The sequence below is a fragment of the uncultured Psychroserpens sp. genome, assembly GCF_947501425.1.
GTDB lineage: Bacteria > Bacteroidota > Bacteroidia > Flavobacteriales > Flavobacteriaceae > Psychroserpens.
The window spans coordinates 183002-203036 of the sequence record NZ_CANMVN010000003.1; the positions used below are offsets into that span (position 1 = coordinate 183002).

Here is a 20035-nt window from a genome sequence, read left to right on the forward strand (position 1 = left end):
ACAAGCAATTTCGTTAAAAAATATGATTTTAAAAACTTAATCTGCCTAAAATATCTGTATCAAAAGGTAATATTTTGTTACAAACTTTATTTGCAAATCATTTGTAATTATCTTTAGAATCTAAAAAAACAAATACTATGAAATATTCCACCCTTTTTTTAATCGCAATTTGCTTTACTATCTTCTCGTGTAAAACAGATACTAAAGAGCAATCTACCAAAGCGTCTGAATCTAACAGTAAAGATTTAGCCGCTGAAAATTCATCCAAACAAAAACAGTTGGAGATACAACCCATATCACATGCTACCATGGTGCTATCTTATGGAAGTGATGATTTTTATATCGATCCTACTGGTGGAGCTGAAGCATTTAGTTCATTTTCAAAACCTGAATATGTGATCATTACAGATATACATGGAGATCATTTAAATATTGAAACGTTAAAGGGGATTGATCTGAGTTCTACTATGGTCATAGCTCCTAAAGCTGTTGTAGATCAATTGCCCTCAGAACTTAATATCGGTAAATTGGTAACTTTGAATAATGGTGACTCTATTACAGATAAAGGGTATGCATTTGAAGCTATTCCAATGTATAACTTAAGAGAGGAAGCTCTTAAATTTCATACTAAAGGACGTGGAAATGGTTACGTAATGTCTATTGGTGGCGAACGTATCTACATTTCAGGTGACACAGAAGACATTCCAGAAATGAGAAACTTAGAAAATATTGACAAAGCTTTTGTTTGTATGAATTTACCATGGACCATGACTGTAGACAAAGCTGCTGAAGCTGTTATAGAGTTTAAACCAAAAACAGTTTATCCCTATCATTACAGAGGTAAAGATGGTATGAGTGATGTAGACAAATTCAAGACACTCGTAAATCAAGGTGATGAATCTATAGATGTGGTTCAATTGAATTGGTATAAGTAGATTTTACTATATTTTATCGATTAAGTGTAACTTTTTATAGATTAATTGCTTGATTTTTAAATATTATTGTATATTTGAGGACCAAATCAAGTTAAACCTAGTGTAATGCTAACTACTTATACCTCAAATATTTCCCTTGTAAGCACGATGCAACTTACCATAGTTCTAATAGTCACTGCTTCGATATTTCTAGTGTTCATTGCTGTGGCAATCATTAAAATGTATAAGCTGAAGGCGGAGAACAAACGATTAACTGATAACAGTTTTTACAAATCAGAGGTCGATAAAAGTTACCAAGATTTTACTGACGGTCATTTATATGACAATAACAACTAACTAATATGGAAGCTAATCTTGCTAGGATAACAACAATATTATCTATTGCAATAATTACCATTTTAGGATTATTAGTATTGAACCTAATAAAAATTCATTCACTTAAAAAAGAGAACGAAAAGCTTAAAAAGCAAATAGATAAACAATAATAAAAAAGCCAGCAAAATGCTGGCTTTTTTATTTTATGATGTTTGATCTTTATCTTACCAATTTCTTGTACTTAATTCGTTTAGGCATCAAATCACCTCCTAATCGTTTCTTCTTATTCTCTTCGTAATCTGAGAAACTACCTTCAAAGAAATAGACTTGGCTATCACCTTCAAAAGCTAATATATGTGTACAAATACGATCTAAGAACCATCTATCGTGAGAGATAACCACAGCACATCCAGCAAAGTTTTCTAAACCTTCTTCCAAAGCTCTTAAAGTATTAACGTCAAGATCATTAGTAGGTTCATCTAAAAGTAGTACATTCCCTTCTTCTTTTAGTGTCATTGCTAAATGTAAACGGTTACGTTCTCCTCCAGAAAGCAAGCTCACCTTTTTGTTTTGCTCACTACCTGAAAAATTAAAACGACTTAAATACGCTCTGGAATTTACCTGCTTACCTCCCATCATGACCAACTCCTGTTCGTCACTAAAGTTTTGCCAAATTGTTTTTTCAGGATCTATATTAGAATGCGACTGATCAACATAAGCAATTTTAGCGGTCTCACCGACAATAAATTCACCTTTGTCTGGTGTTTCTTCACCCATAATCATCCTGAAAATAGTGGTTTTACCAGCACCATTTGGTCCTATCACACCAACTATTCCTGCTTGTGGTAAATTAAAATTCAGATCTTCGTATAATAATTTATCATCATACCCCTTACTTACACCTTTGGCCTCAATTACATTAGTACCTAAACGCGGTCCATTAGGAATGTAAATTTCCAACTTTTCATCAAGCTGTTTTTGATCCTGACTCATTAATTTGTCGTAGTTCTTTAAACGGGCTTTTTGTTTTGTCTGACGACCTTTAGCACCTTGACGCACCCATTCTAGCTCACGTTCTAGCGTTTTTTGACGCTTAGACGCTGTTTTGCTTTCCTGAGCCATTCGCTTCGATTTCTGATCTAACCAGGATGAGTAATTACCTTTCCAAGGAATACCTTCTCCTCTATCAAGTTCTAGAATCCAACCAGCAACGTTATCTAAAAAGTATCTATCGTGCGTTACCGCTATAACTGTTCCTTTATATTGTGCTAAATGATGCTCTAACCAATGTACCGACTCGGCATCTAAGTGGTTGGTAGGCTCATCCAATAGTAATACGTCAGGTTCTTGTAGAAGCAAACGACATAAGGCAACACGACGACGCTCACCTCCAGAAAGTACACTTATCTTTTTATCGCCATCAGGTGTGCGTAAGGCATCCATAGCTATCTCGAGCTTAGTATCTAATTCCCATGCATTAGATGCATCTATCTGGTCTTGCAATTCTGCCTGACGGTTCATTAGCTTTTCCATTTTATCAGGATTGCTATAGACTTCTTCTAAACCAAACTGGTCATTGATACTGTTATATTCATCAAGAATGGCTACAGTTTCAGCTGCTCCTTCTCTAACGATTTCCATTACGGTTTTATCATCATCAAGTTTAGGTTCTTGTTCCAGATATCCAACAGAATAGTCTTGAGAAAAGACCACATCGCCTTGATAATTTTTATCAACACCAGCAATAATTTTAAGCAATGTAGATTTACCAGAACCATTAAGACCAAGAATCCCGATCTTTGCCCCATAAAAGAAGCTTAAGTAAATATTTTTGAGTACTGGTGTATTTGCAGATTGAAATGTCTTGGTCACGCCAGACATTGAAAAAATTATTTTTTTATCGTCGCTCATTATACTCTTCCTTTTAAAGCGTTAAACACCCAAGCAATAGCAAAAAAGCCAATACCAACAGCTGCAAAACCCCATCCTGCTACTTCATCATATCTAAATGCACCTAGTGCTATTAACCCTAATCCTACAATTATCATTATTGTGGTAGCCCAAGCTAACACAGTATTTTTATTCATAGCCATATTTCAATTTTTTAAGCGAAATACAAATATCGTATTTTTAAACTAAAAAAAAGCATTCCGTTTAAGAATGCTTTTTCGCTATTAATCAATTAAGGTGTATTAATTCATAGGAACCTCAACGATCACTAATTCTGATTTATCATTGGCTTTAATCTCAATACGTTCTGTTTCTGATATTCCAATAGCATCTCTCTTTCTCAGGATGGTATCTGCGATATCTACTTCACCATCAACTACAAATATGTAGAACCCATTCTGACCAGATTTGATATCCAAATGTACCGACTTGCCTGCGTCTAAACTAGTTCTGTAGATATAGGCTTGCTGACTAATAGGTAACGCATCACCTTCCAGTTTATCTTTTGGAGCAACAACAGTTTGTAATTGATTTTGTTTCCCTTCAGAAGCAAATGCACGTTGCTCATAGTTTGGCTCCACACTAAGTGCTTCTGGAATGATCCATAACTGGAGAAAATTAACCTCATCAGTCTTACTATCATTAAATTCAGAATGTGTCAAACCCGTTCCTGCGCTCATCACCTGAACTTCTCCAACTTCGATAGCGCGTTTGTTTCCCATGCTATCCTTGTGAGACAATGCCCCTTTTAATGGTATTGAAATGATCTCCATATTTTGATGTGGATGAGTACCAAATCCCATTTTTGGTTGTACCACATCATCATTAAGAACGCGTAAAGCACCAAAGTTCATTCGTTCCTGATTTTGATAACTGGCAAAACTAAATGTATGATGTGATTTTAACCATCCATGATTTGCAAATCCTCTGGTGTCTGCTTTGTGAATTATTGTTTTCATAGTGTTTATTTTTATTAGTTCGTTGGAAGAAATCCCATTTTTCCCATTTGGTAATCTCGCATGGCTTCCAGCAATTCTGTTTGCGAATTCATGACGTAAGGTCCGTAGGTAGCTACAGTTTCTTTAATTGGCTCACCAGACAAAAACAAAAGTTTACTGTCTTGTTCTGCTTTGATTTTAAATCCGTCACCATCCTGATTGAACTCCATGAGTTGATTTTTGTCTAATTCTAGATCCTCCACGCCATTCACTGTTACTTTTCCGTTGAGTAAATACAAGAATCCTTGATGAGAATTAGCATATTCAATTGCTTCTTCTCCATTAGTTTTTGCGTCGATCATAAACGCATTTACAGGAGTTTGTGTTGCTATCTTTCCGAAGGAATTATTAAGTGTACCAGCAATAATTCTAGTTTCTACATTTTGATCTTCGGAAATGATCACATTAAAATCCTCATGTCTGGCATGCTGATAATTGGCTTGTATCATTTTTTTCTCTGCGGGTAGATTTAACCAAAGCTGAATACCTTCTATAGTTCCCCCTTTTCTTATAAGATCTTTTGTTGGTCCTTCCGAATGAATAATACCGCGTCCAGCTGTAGTCCATTGCACATCACCAGCTTTTACAACGCTTTCGTGACCTAAGGAATCTCTATGCAATTGTTCGCCTTGTACCAAAAATGTTACTGGCTCAAATCCTCTGTGTGGGTGTGGACCTAGATCAAAAGGGTTGTTGGTTTCCGAAATCTCATATGGACCATAATGATGTAACAATACAAACGGATCGATCATCTCAATAGCTTGTGTAGGGAATGGTTGTCGTAACCGAATTGGTCCCATATTGACGAAATGACTACGTCCTGCTCTTTTTATAGTATTTAATTTCATAATAACACTTTTCATTATAATATTCTCCATGGAAAATATTTGATTAAAAAAATACGCTTAACGCATTTTATCCAGCAAATCACTTAACTGTTCTGCTTCTTTTTCATTTAAATTTTTAAGCAATTCCTTATTTAAATTATTAGGAATCGAATTTAATAAGGCTTTTCCTTGCTGTGTAATAACAATTTTAACAACTCTTCTGTCCTGTTCAGAAGGCAATCGTTCTATATAGTTTTTAGCACAAAGCTTATCCATTAGTCGTGTTGCGTTAGGTGAACGCTCCAACATTCTATCCTTTATGGTTTGCACATTAAGCGGTTCTCCAGCTCCTTTGAGAATTCTCAATATATTATATTGCTGTGGAGATATGCCAAAGTCTTTGAAAAACTCATTCTGACAACTTGTGATCCAATTGGCCGTATAAATAATATTAAGCATGGCCTTAACTCTATTATTTTCAAATGTTGAATTGATATCTTTTGATAGATCTCCCATAATAACTCTTAAAATAAAACGTCTTTATATTCGGTTCTCTTTTTAAATACTGCTGCTGCAAACGGACAAAGTGGTAAAATTTTGATTTCTTTTTCTCTGGCATAGTCCACAGAAGCTTCAACTAAAGTATACCCTACGCCTTGTCCTTTCATTGACTCATCAACCTCGGTGTGGTCTATAATGATTTTATCAGAACCAGCATGACTGTATGTCATTTGTGCTTTTTTTAATCCTTCAACCTCATAATAGAAGCGACCTTTACTTCCTGTATCTTCGTGTTGAATAGTCATATTATAAACTCTCTTGAAATTGTTTAACCTCTTCCATCAAATCCTGCTTTAATTGGTCATTTACCAAGACTCCATCTTTAAAGTTTTCGCCAAAAGAAGGTAAAGAAAATTTTCCAACAATGTTTCCTCCCATATATGGAAAACGTCCAGCAGCTATGTCTAAAACTGTTACTCCTCCTCTTCCTCCTGGAGACGTTGCCATCAAAAGCATAGGCTTATCACTCCATAATTTTCCATCGATACGAGACATCCAGTCAAATATATTTTTAAAGACTGTTGCATAGGCTCCATTGTGTTCAGCTAGTGAAATAATAATTCCATCTGATGATTTGATATGCTCCAAAAATTTGTGAGCGTTCTCTGGTATACCATGTTGCATCTCATAATCAATTCCATAAATAGGAAGATCAAAATCATTGAGATCTAACACGTTAACCTCTACATTTTCAACCAATGTTGATGCATAGGTTGCTAATTGTTTATTTATTGAAGTCTTACTATTACTTCCTGCAAATGTTACAATGTGTTTCATAAGTTTATTTATTAATTCGTTTGTAAAAAATGTATGATACAACAAGGAGTACTAGTGCTATTGCAGCACCTCCTTGCTCTCCATCTCCAATCATGTAGTGTGCAAAAAATGCTAATATGAATGCATAGAAAAACCCAGCATAAGCCCATTCCTTAAGCGTCTTATATTTCGGAAGCCATAAAGCCACTAAACCTAATAATTTAACTACTGCATATGGATAAATGATATATGAAGGATATCCAAAACTTGTAAAAGCTTTTACAATATCTTCATGTTTAAAAAAATACATACTAACCGAAAATAGCATCAACATGGTCAGTAAACCAGTTGCTATATAAAAAATAATTTTGTCTCTTTTCATTTGATTATGTGTTATGATGGTACAAATATATGATAAATAATTTTAGTTTCCAAGGAAAATATTTCCACGGATATTATTTTAACAAAGTATTCACTTTTTAATCCGTTATGGGTTTCGTAAATTCGTATTAAATAAAAACACAATATGGACATCAACTTCAACAAGAACGAAGATCATAATAAATTACTCCTATCAGAACTTAAAAGACGCCTTGCTAAAGTCAAGCTAGGTGGTGGTGAAAAACGAATTGAAAAGCACCATGCCAAAGGAAAAATGACCGCAAGGGAGCGTATAGACTATTTGCTGGATTCAAAAAAACCATCAGTAGAAGTTGGTGCTTTTGCTGGAGAGGACATGTATCAGGAGCATGGTGGTTGTCCCTCTGGAGGTGTAGTGATTAAGATTGGCTATGTCAAAGGAAAGCAATGCATTGTCGTTGCTAATGATGCTACTGTAAAAGCTGGTGCCTGGTTTCCAATTACAGGAAAAAAGAATTTACGTGCTCAAGAAATCGCTATCGAAAATAGATTACCTATTATATATCTAGTGGATTCGGCTGGAGTGTATTTACCAATGCAGGACGAGATCTTTCCAGATAAGGAACATTTCGGACGTATATTTAGAAATAATGCTGTAATGAGTAGTATGGGAATTACTCAAATTGCTGCTGTCATGGGAAGTTGTGTTGCTGGTGGTGCCTACTTACCTATTATGAGTGATGAGGCTTTAATAGTTGACAAAACCGGAAGCATTTTCTTAGCTGGTAGTTATTTAGTGAAAGCAGCTATAGGTGAAACTATTGACAACGAAACTCTAGGAGGCGCTACAACGCATTGCGAAATTTCGGGTGTTACTGATTATAAGGCTAAGGACGATAAGGATGCTCTCAATACAATTCAACGTTTGATGGATAAGATTGGTGATTATGATAAAGCGGGTTATAATCGCGTAGCTGCCAAAAAACCAAATGAGAATCCTGATGATATCTTCGGAATAGTACCGCGTTCAAGAGCGGATCAATACGATATGAAAGAGATCATCAAACGACTTGTAGATAATAGTGAGTTTGATGAATACAAGGAAGGTTACGGACAAACAATTATTACAGCTTATGCAAGAATTGATGGCTGGGCTGTTGGGATTGTTGCCAACCAACGAAAACTAGTTAAAACCAAAAAAGGCGAAATGCAATTTGGTGGTGTTATTTATAATGATAGTGCTGACAAAGCCACACGTTTTATTGCGAATTGTAACCAGAAGAAAATCCCGTTAGTATTTCTTCAGGATGTGACTGGCTTTATGGTTGGGAGTAAATCTGAACATGGAGGTATTATCAAAGATGGTGCTAAAATGGTAAATGCAGTAAGTAACTCTGTAGTGCCAAAATTTACGATTGTCATCGGAAATAGTTATGGAGCAGGAAACTATGCCATGTGCGGAAAGGCTTATGATCCACGATTGATTGTAGCTTGGCCAAGTGCTGAATTAGCAGTGATGAGTGGAAACTCTGCAGCTAAAGTATTGTTACAAATAGAAAAAGCTTCACTAGAAAAACAAGGTGAAAAAATTACACCTGAAAAAGAAAAAGAGCTCTTTGATAAAATTAAGAATAGATATGATAACCAAGTATCTCCATATTATGCCGCAGCACGCATTTGGACAGATGCTGTGATCAATCCGTTAGATACCAGAACATGGATAAGTATGGGAATAGAAGCAGCCAACCACGCTCCTATTGAAAAACCTTTCAATATGGGAGTGTTACAGGTTTAGTATGAAATTTTTATTAATTATATCATTTCTTTTAGTATCCATATATGGTTTTTCACAAGCAGATGTGATACCACCATTAAAAGCCAAAGATTCTTTTGAGTTACAAACTAATCCTGTGTTTAAAAAAGACAGCTTAGTTATCATTCCAAGGGAAACGAAACTTGACTCAAGTTCATTCATTGTCAATAATAAAATTGATAAAAAACTACTTAATAGATATAAAATATCTGTTTTTTACTATTCAAATGCGAAATCCAGATACCCATATTATGTAAAACAATGGAACGCTCCTATTGTTATATATATGGATAAAGCTCTACCGAAACAATTAAGAAAATCAGTAAAGCTATTTATCTCAAATTTTGAAGGAATTGATAATTTAAATATCACAATTACAAAAAATAAAAACAAAGCCAACTATTATATCAAACCAACTGATAAAATTTTCATCAATAAAAGCTATATTTTTGAGAATTATTATGAAGAAGAGAGGTTTGCATTCAATAATGGTGATTATGTGATCTTACCTTCAGAAAATCAACAAATACAGGGATGTATTCTCGAATTAAATCTTAATACTCATTTAAGCATAGATATTTTAGAGAGCAATCTAAAGCAACTATTCTTTCTTAGTTTGGGTAGGTTTTTCGTAATTCATAATGACAGAGATGTTACAAGTTATTTATCCCCTTTTTATGAACCACAAAATAACTTAAGCATGTCAGATTTAACAATGTTAAAAATACATTACAGTCATATATATGAGTTCCCTACAACTAGTACCGAATTTAATAACCTATTAAAAGCCAATCAATGAAATATCTTTTAATACTAATCACAATGTGTTTTTGTTTGCTATCTAGTGGGCAATCCAAGAGTGAACAACAGAGAACCAGTTCATATATTCCATTACCGATATGGAAAAAAATTTATAAAAGACCTTTGACTAAACAAGATTCAATGAGTTTTTTAATTCAAGGAAAAGATACTTTAGTTAAAACCAATACTAATCCAAAAACAGGAGGTATAACTGTACCTTATGAATATAAAGACTCCACATTTTTAAGCTATTATACAAAAGTTGCTTTCAGACTAAAAAATGATAGTACTGATAAAAAGCAAACCATGAAATATTGGAAACAACCTATTAGAGTATACATAACAAAAAATTTCTCTAAAAAGGTGGAAAGAGAATTCAAAAAATTTGCAAAATCCACCATTAATCACATCGATTCACTACAGATAGAGTTTGTGAATAAATTAGAAGACTCAAATTTTATTGTTTATTCTCAGAAAGATGACAATTATGAACCTAAAATAAATATTGATAATCAATCTGCCTATTATATGTATTGGAACAAGAACAATCAGATAACCAAGTTTTCAATGCGAATTAATACAGACTTCTATTTTAGTGACAAACTAAAGCTAATGGAAATGAAACGCTATTTCATTCAATCTCTTGGTTATTTTCAGTGGATCGAGGACTTTATTTGTAAGAGCTATTTTTCAACGTGTTCCTCAACTGAAAAAGAACTAACTTTTTTAGATATTGAATTATTAAAGTATCACTATTCATATGGAATTTGTAAAGGAACTGACCTGGAAACATTTATGGATCAACATGCAAAAGCAAAAGCCTTGTTAAGTGAAAATCCAAAAAATAAAATGAACTTTATTCATACTAATTAGTTAAATTAACATTTATATGACTTACTACTAAACCAAGTGAATAATACTAAACACACATCTCCTTCATACGTTATAGTCTTACTAATTCTAGCGGCAGAAGCTGTGTTTATTTTACCATTTGTGTTACAACGAATCTTCAGACCTACATTTTTAGAAACGTTTGATGTTAACAATGAGCAATTGGGCTATTGTTTTTCTGTCTATGGTATTGTAGCGCTATTTTCATATTTATTTGGTGGTCCTATTGCCGATAAATTTCATCCAAAAAATTTAATGGCAGCCGCTTTATTACTCACTGCGGCTGGAGGTGTATATCTGGCATCATACCCAACACTTGGAAACTTAAGAATATTATATGGTTATTGGGGTTTTACTACAATTTTCTTGTTCTGGGCAGCTATGATCAAAGCGACAAGAATTTGGGGCGGACAAAACAAACAAGGGATTGCATTTGGTTTTTTAGATGGCGGAAGAGGCCTTGTTGCTGCTGCTTTTGGATCGGTTGGTGTGCTTATATTCGCGTTATTTATTGATGTAGACATTTCTGAAACGACACTAACTGAAAGGCGCTATGCCTTTAAACAGGTGATTTTAACCTGCTCTGGAATTGTTGCTTTCATTGCAATACTGGTCTTCTTTTTTTTAAATCGACTCAAAGGAAATGACAGTTCCAATTCAAATCTGAAGTACTTTGACTGGACAGCTTTTGCACAACTTATCAAAATTCCTTCGATACAACTTTTGATGATCATTATCCTCTGTGCTTACACAGGTTATAAAGCAAGTGATTTGTTTACTTTATATGCCACTCATGTGATGAAGTATGATGCTATTACATCCGCAGGTGTTGGCACGTCATTACTTTATGTAAGACCAATTATAGGTGTCGTTATAGGCTTTTTGGCAGATAGAACTCGACCTTCACTCTGGTTGGTTATTGGATTTGTACTCACTACAGTATCTAGTATGTTTTTTACAATGAATATTATTGATGATAGTACCACGTTGCTATTCGTTATTAATATCTTATTGATGGCTATTGGTGTTTACTCCTGCCGTGTGCTTTATTTTGCAACATTAGAAGAAGCTAAAATACCTATAGCATTGACAGGAACAGCAGTTGGACTAGTCTCTATCGTTGGTTACACTCCAGACATTTTCTCAGGTCCTATGTTTGGTATTCTGGTAGATAATATTGATAAGCCTGTCGGACTTCAAAATGCGTTTTTGGTACTCGCTTTATTTAGCTTGGTTGGGTTATTAGCCGCATATAAATTTTATCGAATCAATAGATCCTCGTGTTAATTCCCTTTGTGATCACTAACTCTTGGAATGGTCAATAATTTGGTTTGCCTGCCATTGACATATCTAAATCCGTTGTCTCCATAAAAACCAGCTTCCTCAAGCATCACTCTAATATCCCGTTTCCATTCAGGAATTGTCACAGTAGTATTGAGTTCAATAGCATAGACTGTATTAGGATATAGTGGATAATCTCCTGTACCTTCTACTCCGCCTTGAGCGTCCCACATCCCAATAGTTGGTCCTGACGAATGTCCATAACTACCTAATGGATGCGTATAAATAGAAGGTCTCAAACCCTGAGATTTGGCGTCTTTAAGTGATTTTAATAAGATCTCATTTCCTGTTTTTCCAGTTTCAAAATTGGAGGTAAAGATATCCTGAACGCGATTACCTGCTTTGAGAGCATCTATCAGAAATTTTGGAGGTCTGGTTTCATTAGGCTTTAAGACATATGCTAATTCCTGACAATCGGTATTGAGTCTTAAGTATGTTATTCCGAAGTCACAATGAATCAAATCACCTGGTAAAATAACCTGTTGCTCAGGACGATCTGAAAAGGAATATAAATGCCCTTTTAAATCATCTTTACTACGCTGCACATCTACTGTTGGGTGAAACCATGTTTGCAAACCAAGATCGCTTACTTTTTGTCGCATCCACCACTCGACTTCAGTAGTTGTAGTAATTCCTGGCGTGATTACTTTTTCGGAAAACGCCTCAGCAATGATTTCATGCGTAATATTGACCAGCTGATCGTAGATGACCATTTCTCTATCTGTTCTGGTTTCAATCCAACCAATAGCTAATTTTTCCGCAGAAACCACTTTACGATGATACGCTTTTGGGAGATACTTCATGAACGCTTCATAGTCGGTTTTTACAAGTCCGTCAGCAATATTGAAATCGCTTGAGTAATTGAGTCCTATTGTTTTTGGTTGTCGTTCCTCAATAAGTTCCATGAGACGTTTCCATTGGTTAGGCTCTTTATCTTTATCCCATGCCGAAATGATATTCTCTCCAAAATTATATCTGGCAACAGCTAGTTTTTCTATAGTGTTTTTCGTTTTGTTCCTGAAAAATAAAATGATTGTACGTCGTCTCGCGTTAAGCCAGGTTGCAGGTAGCATTGTTTTGAGAACAGGATCTTCATTATATTCTCTTGAAATGACGATCCACATATCAATATTTGCCCGATCCATAAGCTTAGGCAAAACCGTATTGAAACGTTCTTCTAAAATCTCATCAACGACTCTTGCTTGCTCCTGAACAGGAAGTATGTGCTGTGCATTGATCTGAAACCCGAAACCTAATATTACAATCCAAAATATTCTCATAGAGTTAATTGTTTCCTTAAAAATATGGATTTTATATATCAAAAAATAACTTACAAATGTTTTAATCCTTGATGACTGAAATAATCTGTGGCAATAAAGATATAGCTGTAAGTAATACTGCATTATTATTTTTAGAGCCTTCAGAGGCAGTAACAACCGGTTTAGCAGTTGTTACATCAGATCTGGCAATCATAGTCTTGGGGTTTCTTATCATGACAACAGTGCTTAGAACATCTTCCTCTGCCTGCTCCTTTGCGTAATTGTAAGCCAATTCTATACCATCTTTATGCAACTCTTTGATACTACTAGGTTTCAAATGCTCGACAACGTACATGATCTCTTTCAAATCTTTTGAAGAGGTTTTCTTAAGGGCTATTCCGTTAAAACCTGAGTATGTAATAATAGAAATATTGTCTGTAGCAACCAAACGCTTAGATACTAAATTCAAAGCTTGTTTCAAAATCACTTTGTCTTCAGCTATGAGTTCACTAACTGGTGTTTGTATCAAAAAAATATAGTGCTCATTATCATACTCCAGATCTTCATCTTTGTTTTCAATAGCATCTACAATAAATGAGATCAAATTATTAATCGATACTGATTTCGTTTCAACATTCATGTCCTGTGCAGTTGCTAAATAACTCATTAGCAACACTACTACTAGTGTGATTGGATTTTTCATTGTGTTTGTTTTATAAGTTCATAATAAACTTACAATCAACAACTTGAATTAAAAACACATACTGAGTGAACCTTGCTTTTGGATGAGTGAACTACTTTGAAATCGCTTCAAGCGTTTTTTTTCTGTGTAGTTTTTTATTGGGTGTTTCAATGAATTTTGGAATATTATACACCACTTTAGGCACTTCAAATTTATCTAAGGTATCAAAAACAGATGGGTCAATGGTATTAGTTTCAGCTTCTAAAACTAAAACAACCTTTTGTCCCAAATCATTATCACTTTCTGAAGTAATAAAAAAACGAGTTTCAATAGTATCCTGAAGTTTTGCTTCAATAACTTCCGGAAATAACTTTAATCCTCCAGAATTAATCATGTTATCAAAACGACCTATGATATCAAATTCGGTATCAGAAACCAAATTAATAACATCATTAGTTACTACGACATCATCAGATAATTCTGGAGCATTGATCACCAAACAATCACGATCATCTTTTGAAATAGATATATCACGTAATATTTTAAAATGTGCATTTGAATATGACGTTTTATTGAGCTGTCTCACAGCAATATGACTTACCGTTTCTGTCATGCCATAGGTTTCATAAACGGTAGAACGAACCTTTTGTAATTTAGCTTTAAGCGACTTAGACACTCGTGCTCCACCAACAATTACGGTTTTGATGTCTTCCAAACGCTCTAAAGAATTTTGTATCTGAAGCGGAATCATGGCACAGAAATCATAAGATTTATGATGATCATAGGCTGGTATGGTAGATGGTGACACCATATCCAATTCCAATCCTAATATCATGGCTCTCACCAACATCATCTTACCAGCAATATACTGACTAGGCAAACAGTGTAATGCTTTATCGCCAGGTTGCAAGCCGAAAAAATCTCCAGTCATTACTGACGAATTAACCATTTGCTGCTTCTTGATCTTTATACTTTTAGGTAAGCCTGTAGAACCAGACGTATTAGTTATTACATAATCATGGTCATCAAGCCAATCTAATAAAAAGTGACCAATGATTTGCTCATAGTCTTCTCCTTCTTTCACCAAACTATAGCCTACTTCTTTAAGTTCGTCGTGGTTATAGTGAATTCCGTTGAGCTTAAATCTTAAATGTATTTTATCAAATGTCGGTGTCATATCTAATTTGCAATATCTTATTATTCACCAATTATTTTATAATCTTCTTTTGGCGGTTCTTCAACAGTTCCTAGAAGTTTCGTTTTCCAATGTTTCCATCTGTACTTTTTGGATAAAATGAACAAGATGATTGGATACACGACCAATACTGGAATTAATATCTCAGATATATGGTTGGTAGCTTGTTCTGCAGTATTTTTAAAAATAGCATCGGTCTGAATTGCTGACCAATCTGAAGTAACCAATAATGCTGCCATTAAGTTGTTTCCAAAATGGAAACCAAGTGCTAATTCTAAACCATCATCCATTAAGGTCATTATTCCTAAAAGAAGCCCTGTTCCTATGTAGAACATCATGATAACAGGACCCATTTCTTTAACCTCAGGATTAGCCGCATGAAGGACTCCAAATAACACAGAAGTTATAATTAAAGGGAACCATCTGTTCTTTACTACAATTGCAATTTGTTGCATCAAATAACCTCTAAACAAGTACTCTTCGAGACCGATTTGAAGCGGAAATAAAATCAGGCTCACAATGACTAGTATTGAGAATTTTACGGGATCTATTTGCAACTCTAATTGTGAAGAGTCAGAAAAATAGCTAATAGCAAATAAAACCAGCGTGATAGCAACAATTAGCCCAAAAGAAAAAAACGCTCTACGCCAATCTATTTTATCTCGGGCAGTAGTTAATGACACTATACTCCTTTTGTGTAAAAATTTGACGAATAGAAAGAGAAACAGTAATAAAAAAGCAAAAGGCATCAAGTTAAAGGCCAACCAGAAATTCTTACTGGGTATCATTCTCAACAATTTCTTTTGTTCTTCAACAACATCAAATCCATCACTAAAAAAAAGGAAAAAGATAAGATTACCTATGAAAAGCCCAGAAACAACCAATACAGTTAAGATAACTTTCCACGCTTCGTTTTCACCTTTATAAGCTTGTTGCAAATAATTCATTAGTTAAATATTAAAATTCCAGTTGATATGTTTTTCGTATTGCAATGTACCATTTTTTACAACTAATGGCGAATCAAAATTGTTGGTAAATAAACTTCCAGTCCCAAGTCCTTGAGGCAAATTACTATTGAGTGTAAATGTCCACTGAGCTATAGCATTTAATCCTATATTACTTTCTAAAGCACTAGTAATCCACCAACCTATTTGTTTAGCTCTGGCCAGTTTTATCCAACTTTCGCTACCTTGAAAACCACCAACCAATGATGGCTTTAGTATGATATACTGCGGATTAATAGTTTCTAAAAGTGTGCTTTTTTTCTCTTCGGAAAAAACACCAATTAATTCTTCATCGAGTGCAATAGGCAAAGGAGTTTGCTCACAAAGTTTTGCCATCTCATCCCATTGACCTTGTCTTATGGGTTGTTCAATAGAATGTAGATCATAATCTGACAAACGTTTAAGTTTTTCAAGAGCCTCTAAGGGAGAAAAAGCACCATTAGCATCTACACGTAATTCTATAGTATTTGACGAAAATTCTTGTCGGATAGATTTCAGAAGCTCTAATTCTGTTTGAAAATCGATAGCACCAATTTTCATTTTAATACAACTGAAACCAGCAGCTAACTTATCTTTGATCTGATCCTTCATGAAGCTTTCACTTCCCATCCAAATGAGTCCGTTAATATCAATCGAGGCATTTTCTTTTGTAAAATCTGATGGAAATAGTTCGAAACTACCCTGACTACTTAAAGACTTAAATGCCATTTCTAAACCAAATTGTATACTTGGGAATTCTACAAGCTCTATTAATAAATGCTCTAAACCAAGATTGATATGATTACAAGTCCATTGGAGTTGGTCTTCAAAGTCTGACCGATCATCAATGCTCAACCCTCGAAACATGCCACATTCACCAATTCCACTTTTACCGTTTTCGCTTAAAACAATGAACCATGTATCTTTGGTTTTCAAAATCCCACGAGACGTTCCGCTGGCTTGTTTGAAATTAAGTGTATATGGTTTGTACGTTGCAGTCATAATCTTCTGCAAAAATAAGGAATCTTAGTACATTATGAGGTTATTAAGTGCTTAGAATTTATGATGAAAACTAAGTTGCAATTGTGCTTTTCCTACACTATTAGTTTTTTGATTCATCCATCCCAATTGAAAGCGCATATTAGGTTTTAAAACATAACCTAATCCCAGATAGGTACGGTTACGATCAAAAAATTCTACTGTTCTGTTGTCTCCAATATCTTGCTGACCATTAATAAACAGCTCATTGTACAAGGCTGCATAAAAGGCGCCTTTATCTAAAGCACTTTTATTGACAGGAACGTTCATAAATAAGTTGTAGCGGTATCTGGTTCTAAAATCTTGATCTTCCACAAAACGTTGTTCATACCTAAATCGATGTGTAAGATATACGCGATTTCCAATTTTATGAGGCAATAATGCTTCCTGATAAATTCTACTTTCAACTGATGTGTCATCACTATCTCCAAATACTCCTGTAGTAATATGAGCATAACCGAGTGTAAATTTAGCTTTTACACCTTTCGGACTGTAAGTTAAACCTGAGCGCAATAATAATTGTTCTAAATCTCCAATCAAATTCCAATTACGATATTGAACATCACCTTGAACCCCAAACTGACTCTCCTTGAACTGATGATCAAAAAAATACATATACCATGCTCCAGTTTTACCAGATTCTACCTGAGCTAGAGATTTAACTGAAATGAATAAAATAAGTAGAAGTGTAAGCTTTAATTTCATAGTTGGCAATTTAGCGCAAAATAAGACCATTGTATCTGTAATTAAAATCAAAGGTAGCAAATAACAGATTTTTAACAATTTTGTACTTTAGCAGAAAGCAACACTAATAATGCAGGACCCAAACTTCCCAGATATCATCTTATACGCTATTCCTTTTTTTATTATAGCAATGGCACTGGAACTATATGTTACTATTAAACAAGGCATTAAAACTTACGAGACCAAAGATGCTTTCTCCTCTATTGCTATGGGTTTAGGAAATGTGTTTCTAGGATATTTTAGTAAAGCTCTGGTATTGCTATCTTTTATTTACATATATAATAATTTCAGACTCTTTACCATTCCAATCGTCTGGTGGAGTTTTATCCTGATATTTTTTGCTGATGATTTTGCCTACTACTGGTTTCATCGTATTTCGCATGAATGTCGCTTATTTTGGGCCTCACATGTAGTACATCATTCCTCACAGCACTACAATTTGAGTACTGCATTGCGTCAAACTTGGTCTGGCGGATTTTATTCTTTTGTGTTTTGGTTATGGTTACCGCTTTTGGGTTTTCATCCAGGAATGATCATGTTGCAGATGTCTATTAGCTTATTGTATCAGTTTTGGATCCATACCGAAGCCATAGACAAAATGCCAAGATGGTTTGAAGCGGTCTTTAACACACCATCTCATCATCGTGTGCATCATGGAAGCAATCCTCTGTATCTGGATAGAAATCATGCAGGTATTCTCATTATTTGGGACAAATTCTTTGGAACCTTTCAACCAGAATTAAAAGAGGAAAAAGTAATTTATGGATTAGTTAAAAATATCAATACTTACAATCCGATTAAAATTGCATTCATTGAGTGGATCCATATGTTCAAAGACACGTTCTCTGGTCGAAAATCCCTAAAGAACAGACTCCTATACCTCATTAAACCTCCAGGTTGGAAGCATGATGGGACTGGACAAGTCTCTGATGATCTTCGAAAAGAATGGCTAACAAATACTACAAAAAATGACATTCAATAATAAGGTAGTTTGGATTACAGGTGCCTCTAGTGGAATTGGCAAAAGCCTTGCCATTGCTCTATCTAAACACAATTGTAAACTCATTCTATCAGCCAGAAGACTTGAAGAACTTGAGAAAGCAAAACTACTATGCCAAAATCCAGAAGCTGTGAAGGTTTTGAAATTAGATTTAGCTCATATCGAGTCTATGCCTAATATCACAAATACTGCTATATCTTACTTCGGAAACATTGACGTATTAGTAAATAATGGAGGTATAAGCCAACGCTCTCCAATTATAGAAACTTCTATTAATGTGGACCGAAAGCTGATGGAAATAGATTATTTAGGCACTGTAGCTTTATCCAAGGCTTTACTTCCGCATTTTGTAGCCAACCAAGCTGGTCATTTTGTAGTAGTTTCGAGTTTAATGGGAAAGTTTAGCTCTTCATATCGTTCGGCCTATTGTGGTGCCAAACACGCATTACATGGCTTCTTTGATGCTTTGCGCTTAGAACATGATAAAGACCATATAAAAGTGACGATGATCTGTCCAGGATTTGTAAACACAAATGTAGCCAGAAATGCATTAACAGCAGATGGTACAAAACAAGGTTATCAGGATGACATGACCGAAAATGGTCTTGATGTCGATGTATTTGTTAAAAAAATGATTAAAGCCATCCGTAAGGAAAAGTTTGAAGCTTATATTGGAAAATTTGAAAGGTTTGGAGTCTATGTCAAACGGTTATCCCCTAAGTTGATTCATAAATTAGTGCTACGAAGTAAGGTAAGATAGCTTATTTTTTCTCAGCGATTACTTCTATCAAAATCGGACAAAACAACGTTGCGCTCTTATTTTTTGACAGGCTTTCAAAAGCCTCTAGTGCTAGTTTTACATCTTCACCTAATAAGTAACCAGAATCTACTAACCTTGGAAAATAACTATAATAAAAGGATTTGGGCCACTGCCAAACCAAATTATCAGGAGTGGCAAGTTTAGACATTAATCGTTTGCTAGTTACCTTCATTCCGAGGTCTTCAAAAATTTCAGGTAATTGCCTACCAATATCTATTTCTCCTTCTTGTTCTTTAAAACTCTTTAGACAAGCTGCAATAGCTTTAGCTACCGCATCATTGTGTGGTTCAATTTGATGCGTACTCCAATCATAGTATTCGTGTAGTACCATTTTACCTCCTGGTTTTAATGCTGTCATAACCTTTTCTAAAACCTCTTTCACATTAGGTATCCAGGCCATTGCCCATCGGCAATACATCCCATCTAAACTATTAGGCTCTAAAACCATATCATTAAAATCTGCATGCAAGGCATCAATTTGCAAACCATATTGCGCGTTGATACTGTCAAGGAACTTTATAAAATGTTCAGAACGGTCAACTCCAATCACTTTGCCTGAGTTACCAACCACAAAAGCAAGTTCTTTAGTACAAAATCCTGGTCCGCAACCCAAGTCCAAAATAGTTTGTCCAGCTGTAAAACCTGCTAACTCCCAACCCTTATGAGCCTCAGAAGCCCATACTTGATGTTGTAAACCCAGTCTGTGTAGCTCTTCCTGATCTGTTCCTAAAATATAAGCGTTTTCTTCGTTCAATGCTACTGCTTT

At 34.9% G+C, this 20035-nt stretch carries 22 protein-coding genes; 7 read left to right on the forward strand and 15 right to left on the reverse strand.

The features are described from left to right. Positions 1 to 137: 137 nt before the first annotated feature. Positions 138 to 935, forward strand: a complete 798-nt coding sequence (locus tag Q0951_RS05745) for an MBL fold metallo-hydrolase (protein WP_299335336.1) — start codon at positions 138 to 140, stop codon at positions 933 to 935. A gap of 534 nt (positions 936 to 1469) precedes the next feature. On the opposite strand, the gene ettA is transcribed toward Q0951_RS05745, so the two are convergent. From ettA to Q0951_RS05785, 8 genes are all read right to left on the reverse strand, one after another. Then, complete coding sequence (ettA, locus tag Q0951_RS05750) at positions 1470 to 3161, reverse strand: energy-dependent translational throttle protein EttA (protein ID WP_299335337.1); 1692 nt, start codon at positions 3159 to 3161, stop codon at positions 1470 to 1472. Continuing rightward, the gene (locus tag Q0951_RS05755) at positions 3161 to 3343 is read right to left on the reverse strand and encodes a CAL67264 family membrane protein (protein WP_243472163.1); all 183 of its coding nucleotides are present in this window, start codon (positions 3341 to 3343) and stop codon (positions 3161 to 3163) included. The genes ettA and Q0951_RS05755 overlap by 1 nt, the downstream gene beginning before the upstream one ends. 99 nt (positions 3344 to 3442) lie before the next feature. Then, on the reverse strand, positions 3443 to 4159 hold the full coding sequence (locus Q0951_RS05760; RefSeq protein ID WP_299335338.1) for a pirin family protein: 717 nt from the start codon (positions 4157 to 4159) through the stop codon (positions 3443 to 3445). Positions 4160 to 4173: 14 nt separating this feature from the next. Beyond that, the gene (locus tag Q0951_RS05765; RefSeq protein WP_299335339.1) at positions 4174 to 5076 is read right to left on the reverse strand and encodes a pirin family protein; all 903 of its coding nucleotides are present in this window, start codon (positions 5074 to 5076) and stop codon (positions 4174 to 4176) included. Positions 5077 to 5103: 27 nt separating this feature from the next. After that, on the reverse strand, positions 5104 to 5541 hold the full coding sequence (locus Q0951_RS05770; protein WP_299335340.1) for a MarR family winged helix-turn-helix transcriptional regulator: 438 nt from the start codon (positions 5539 to 5541) through the stop codon (positions 5104 to 5106). Between the two features lie 8 nt (positions 5542 to 5549). Next, complete coding sequence (locus Q0951_RS05775) at positions 5550 to 5831, reverse strand: GNAT family N-acetyltransferase (protein ID WP_299335342.1); 282 nt, start codon at positions 5829 to 5831, stop codon at positions 5550 to 5552. A gap of 1 nt (position 5832) precedes the next feature. Next, complete coding sequence (locus Q0951_RS05780; protein ID WP_299335344.1) at positions 5833 to 6363, reverse strand: NADPH-dependent FMN reductase; 531 nt, start codon at positions 6361 to 6363, stop codon at positions 5833 to 5835. A 4-nt stretch (positions 6364 to 6367) separates the two neighbouring features. After that, complete coding sequence (locus Q0951_RS05785) at positions 6368 to 6724, reverse strand: DoxX family protein (protein WP_299335346.1); 357 nt, start codon at positions 6722 to 6724, stop codon at positions 6368 to 6370. Positions 6725 to 6868: 144 nt separating this feature from the next. On the opposite strand from Q0951_RS05785, the gene Q0951_RS05790 reads away from it, so the two are divergent. The 4 genes from Q0951_RS05790 to Q0951_RS05805 all read left to right on the forward strand — a co-directional run bounded on the left by Q0951_RS05790 (position 6869) and on the right by Q0951_RS05805 (position 11494). Further along, positions 6869 to 8497, forward strand: a complete 1629-nt coding sequence (locus tag Q0951_RS05790; RefSeq protein WP_299335348.1) for an acyl-CoA carboxylase subunit beta — start codon at positions 6869 to 6871, stop codon at positions 8495 to 8497. A 1-nt stretch (position 8498) separates the two neighbouring features. Then, the gene (locus Q0951_RS05795; RefSeq protein WP_299335351.1) at positions 8499 to 9314 is read left to right on the forward strand and encodes a hypothetical protein; all 816 of its coding nucleotides are present in this window, start codon (positions 8499 to 8501) and stop codon (positions 9312 to 9314) included. Between the two features lie 143 nt (positions 9315 to 9457). Then, a complete protein-coding gene (locus tag Q0951_RS05800) occupies positions 9458 to 10189 on the forward strand; it encodes a DUF2927 domain-containing protein (RefSeq protein WP_299335353.1) in 732 nt (243 codons plus the stop codon). Between the two features lie 36 nt (positions 10190 to 10225). Next, positions 10226 to 11494 carry a nitrate/nitrite transporter gene (locus tag Q0951_RS05805; protein ID WP_299335355.1) on the forward strand — a complete coding sequence of 423 codons (1269 nt, stop codon included), beginning with the start codon at positions 10226 to 10228 and terminating at the stop codon, positions 11492 to 11494. On the opposite strand, the gene Q0951_RS05810 is transcribed toward Q0951_RS05805, so the two are convergent. The 6 genes from Q0951_RS05810 to Q0951_RS05835 all read right to left on the reverse strand — a co-directional run bounded on the left by Q0951_RS05810 (position 11491) and on the right by Q0951_RS05835 (position 17410). Beyond that, the gene (locus tag Q0951_RS05810; RefSeq protein ID WP_299335357.1) at positions 11491 to 12828 is read right to left on the reverse strand and encodes a M24 family metallopeptidase; all 1338 of its coding nucleotides are present in this window, start codon (positions 12826 to 12828) and stop codon (positions 11491 to 11493) included. The two genes, Q0951_RS05805 and Q0951_RS05810, sit on opposite strands and share 4 nt — an antisense overlap. Positions 12829 to 12889: 61 nt before the next feature. Continuing rightward, positions 12890 to 13510, reverse strand: a complete 621-nt coding sequence (locus Q0951_RS05815; protein ID WP_299335360.1) for a hypothetical protein — start codon at positions 13508 to 13510, stop codon at positions 12890 to 12892. 91 nt (positions 13511 to 13601) lie between these two features. Beyond that, positions 13602 to 14666 (reverse strand): AMP-binding protein, encoded by a 1065-nt coding sequence (locus Q0951_RS05820; protein ID WP_299335361.1) that lies wholly within the window; start codon positions 14664 to 14666, stop codon positions 13602 to 13604. A gap of 20 nt (positions 14667 to 14686) precedes the next feature. Continuing rightward, complete coding sequence (locus Q0951_RS05825) at positions 14687 to 15631, reverse strand: CPBP family intramembrane glutamic endopeptidase (RefSeq protein WP_299335363.1); 945 nt, start codon at positions 15629 to 15631, stop codon at positions 14687 to 14689. A 3-nt stretch (positions 15632 to 15634) separates the two neighbouring features. Next, complete coding sequence (locus Q0951_RS05830; protein WP_299335364.1) at positions 15635 to 16669, reverse strand: o-succinylbenzoate synthase; 1035 nt, start codon at positions 16667 to 16669, stop codon at positions 15635 to 15637. 51 nt (positions 16670 to 16720) lie between these two features. Beyond that, complete coding sequence (locus Q0951_RS05835; protein WP_299335366.1) at positions 16721 to 17410, reverse strand: DUF2490 domain-containing protein; 690 nt, start codon at positions 17408 to 17410, stop codon at positions 16721 to 16723. 109 nt (positions 17411 to 17519) lie between these two features. On the opposite strand from Q0951_RS05835, the gene Q0951_RS05840 reads away from it, so the two are divergent. After that, a complete protein-coding gene (locus Q0951_RS05840; protein WP_299335368.1) occupies positions 17520 to 18431 on the forward strand; it encodes a sterol desaturase family protein in 912 nt (303 codons plus the stop codon). Beyond that, positions 18418 to 19209, forward strand: coding sequence for an SDR family oxidoreductase (locus Q0951_RS05845; RefSeq protein WP_299335370.1), 792 nt, complete (start codon positions 18418 to 18420; stop codon positions 19207 to 19209). Before Q0951_RS05840 ends, Q0951_RS05845 begins: the two co-directional genes overlap by 14 nt. Before the next feature lies 1 nt (position 19210). Here Q0951_RS05845 and Q0951_RS05850 read toward each other — a convergent pair whose 3' ends face one another. Then, positions 19211 to 20023: a methyltransferase domain-containing protein gene (locus Q0951_RS05850; RefSeq protein ID WP_299335371.1), complete on the reverse strand. Its 813-nt coding sequence runs from the start codon at positions 20021 to 20023 to the stop codon at positions 19211 to 19213. Positions 20024 to 20035 lie beyond the last annotated feature (12 nt).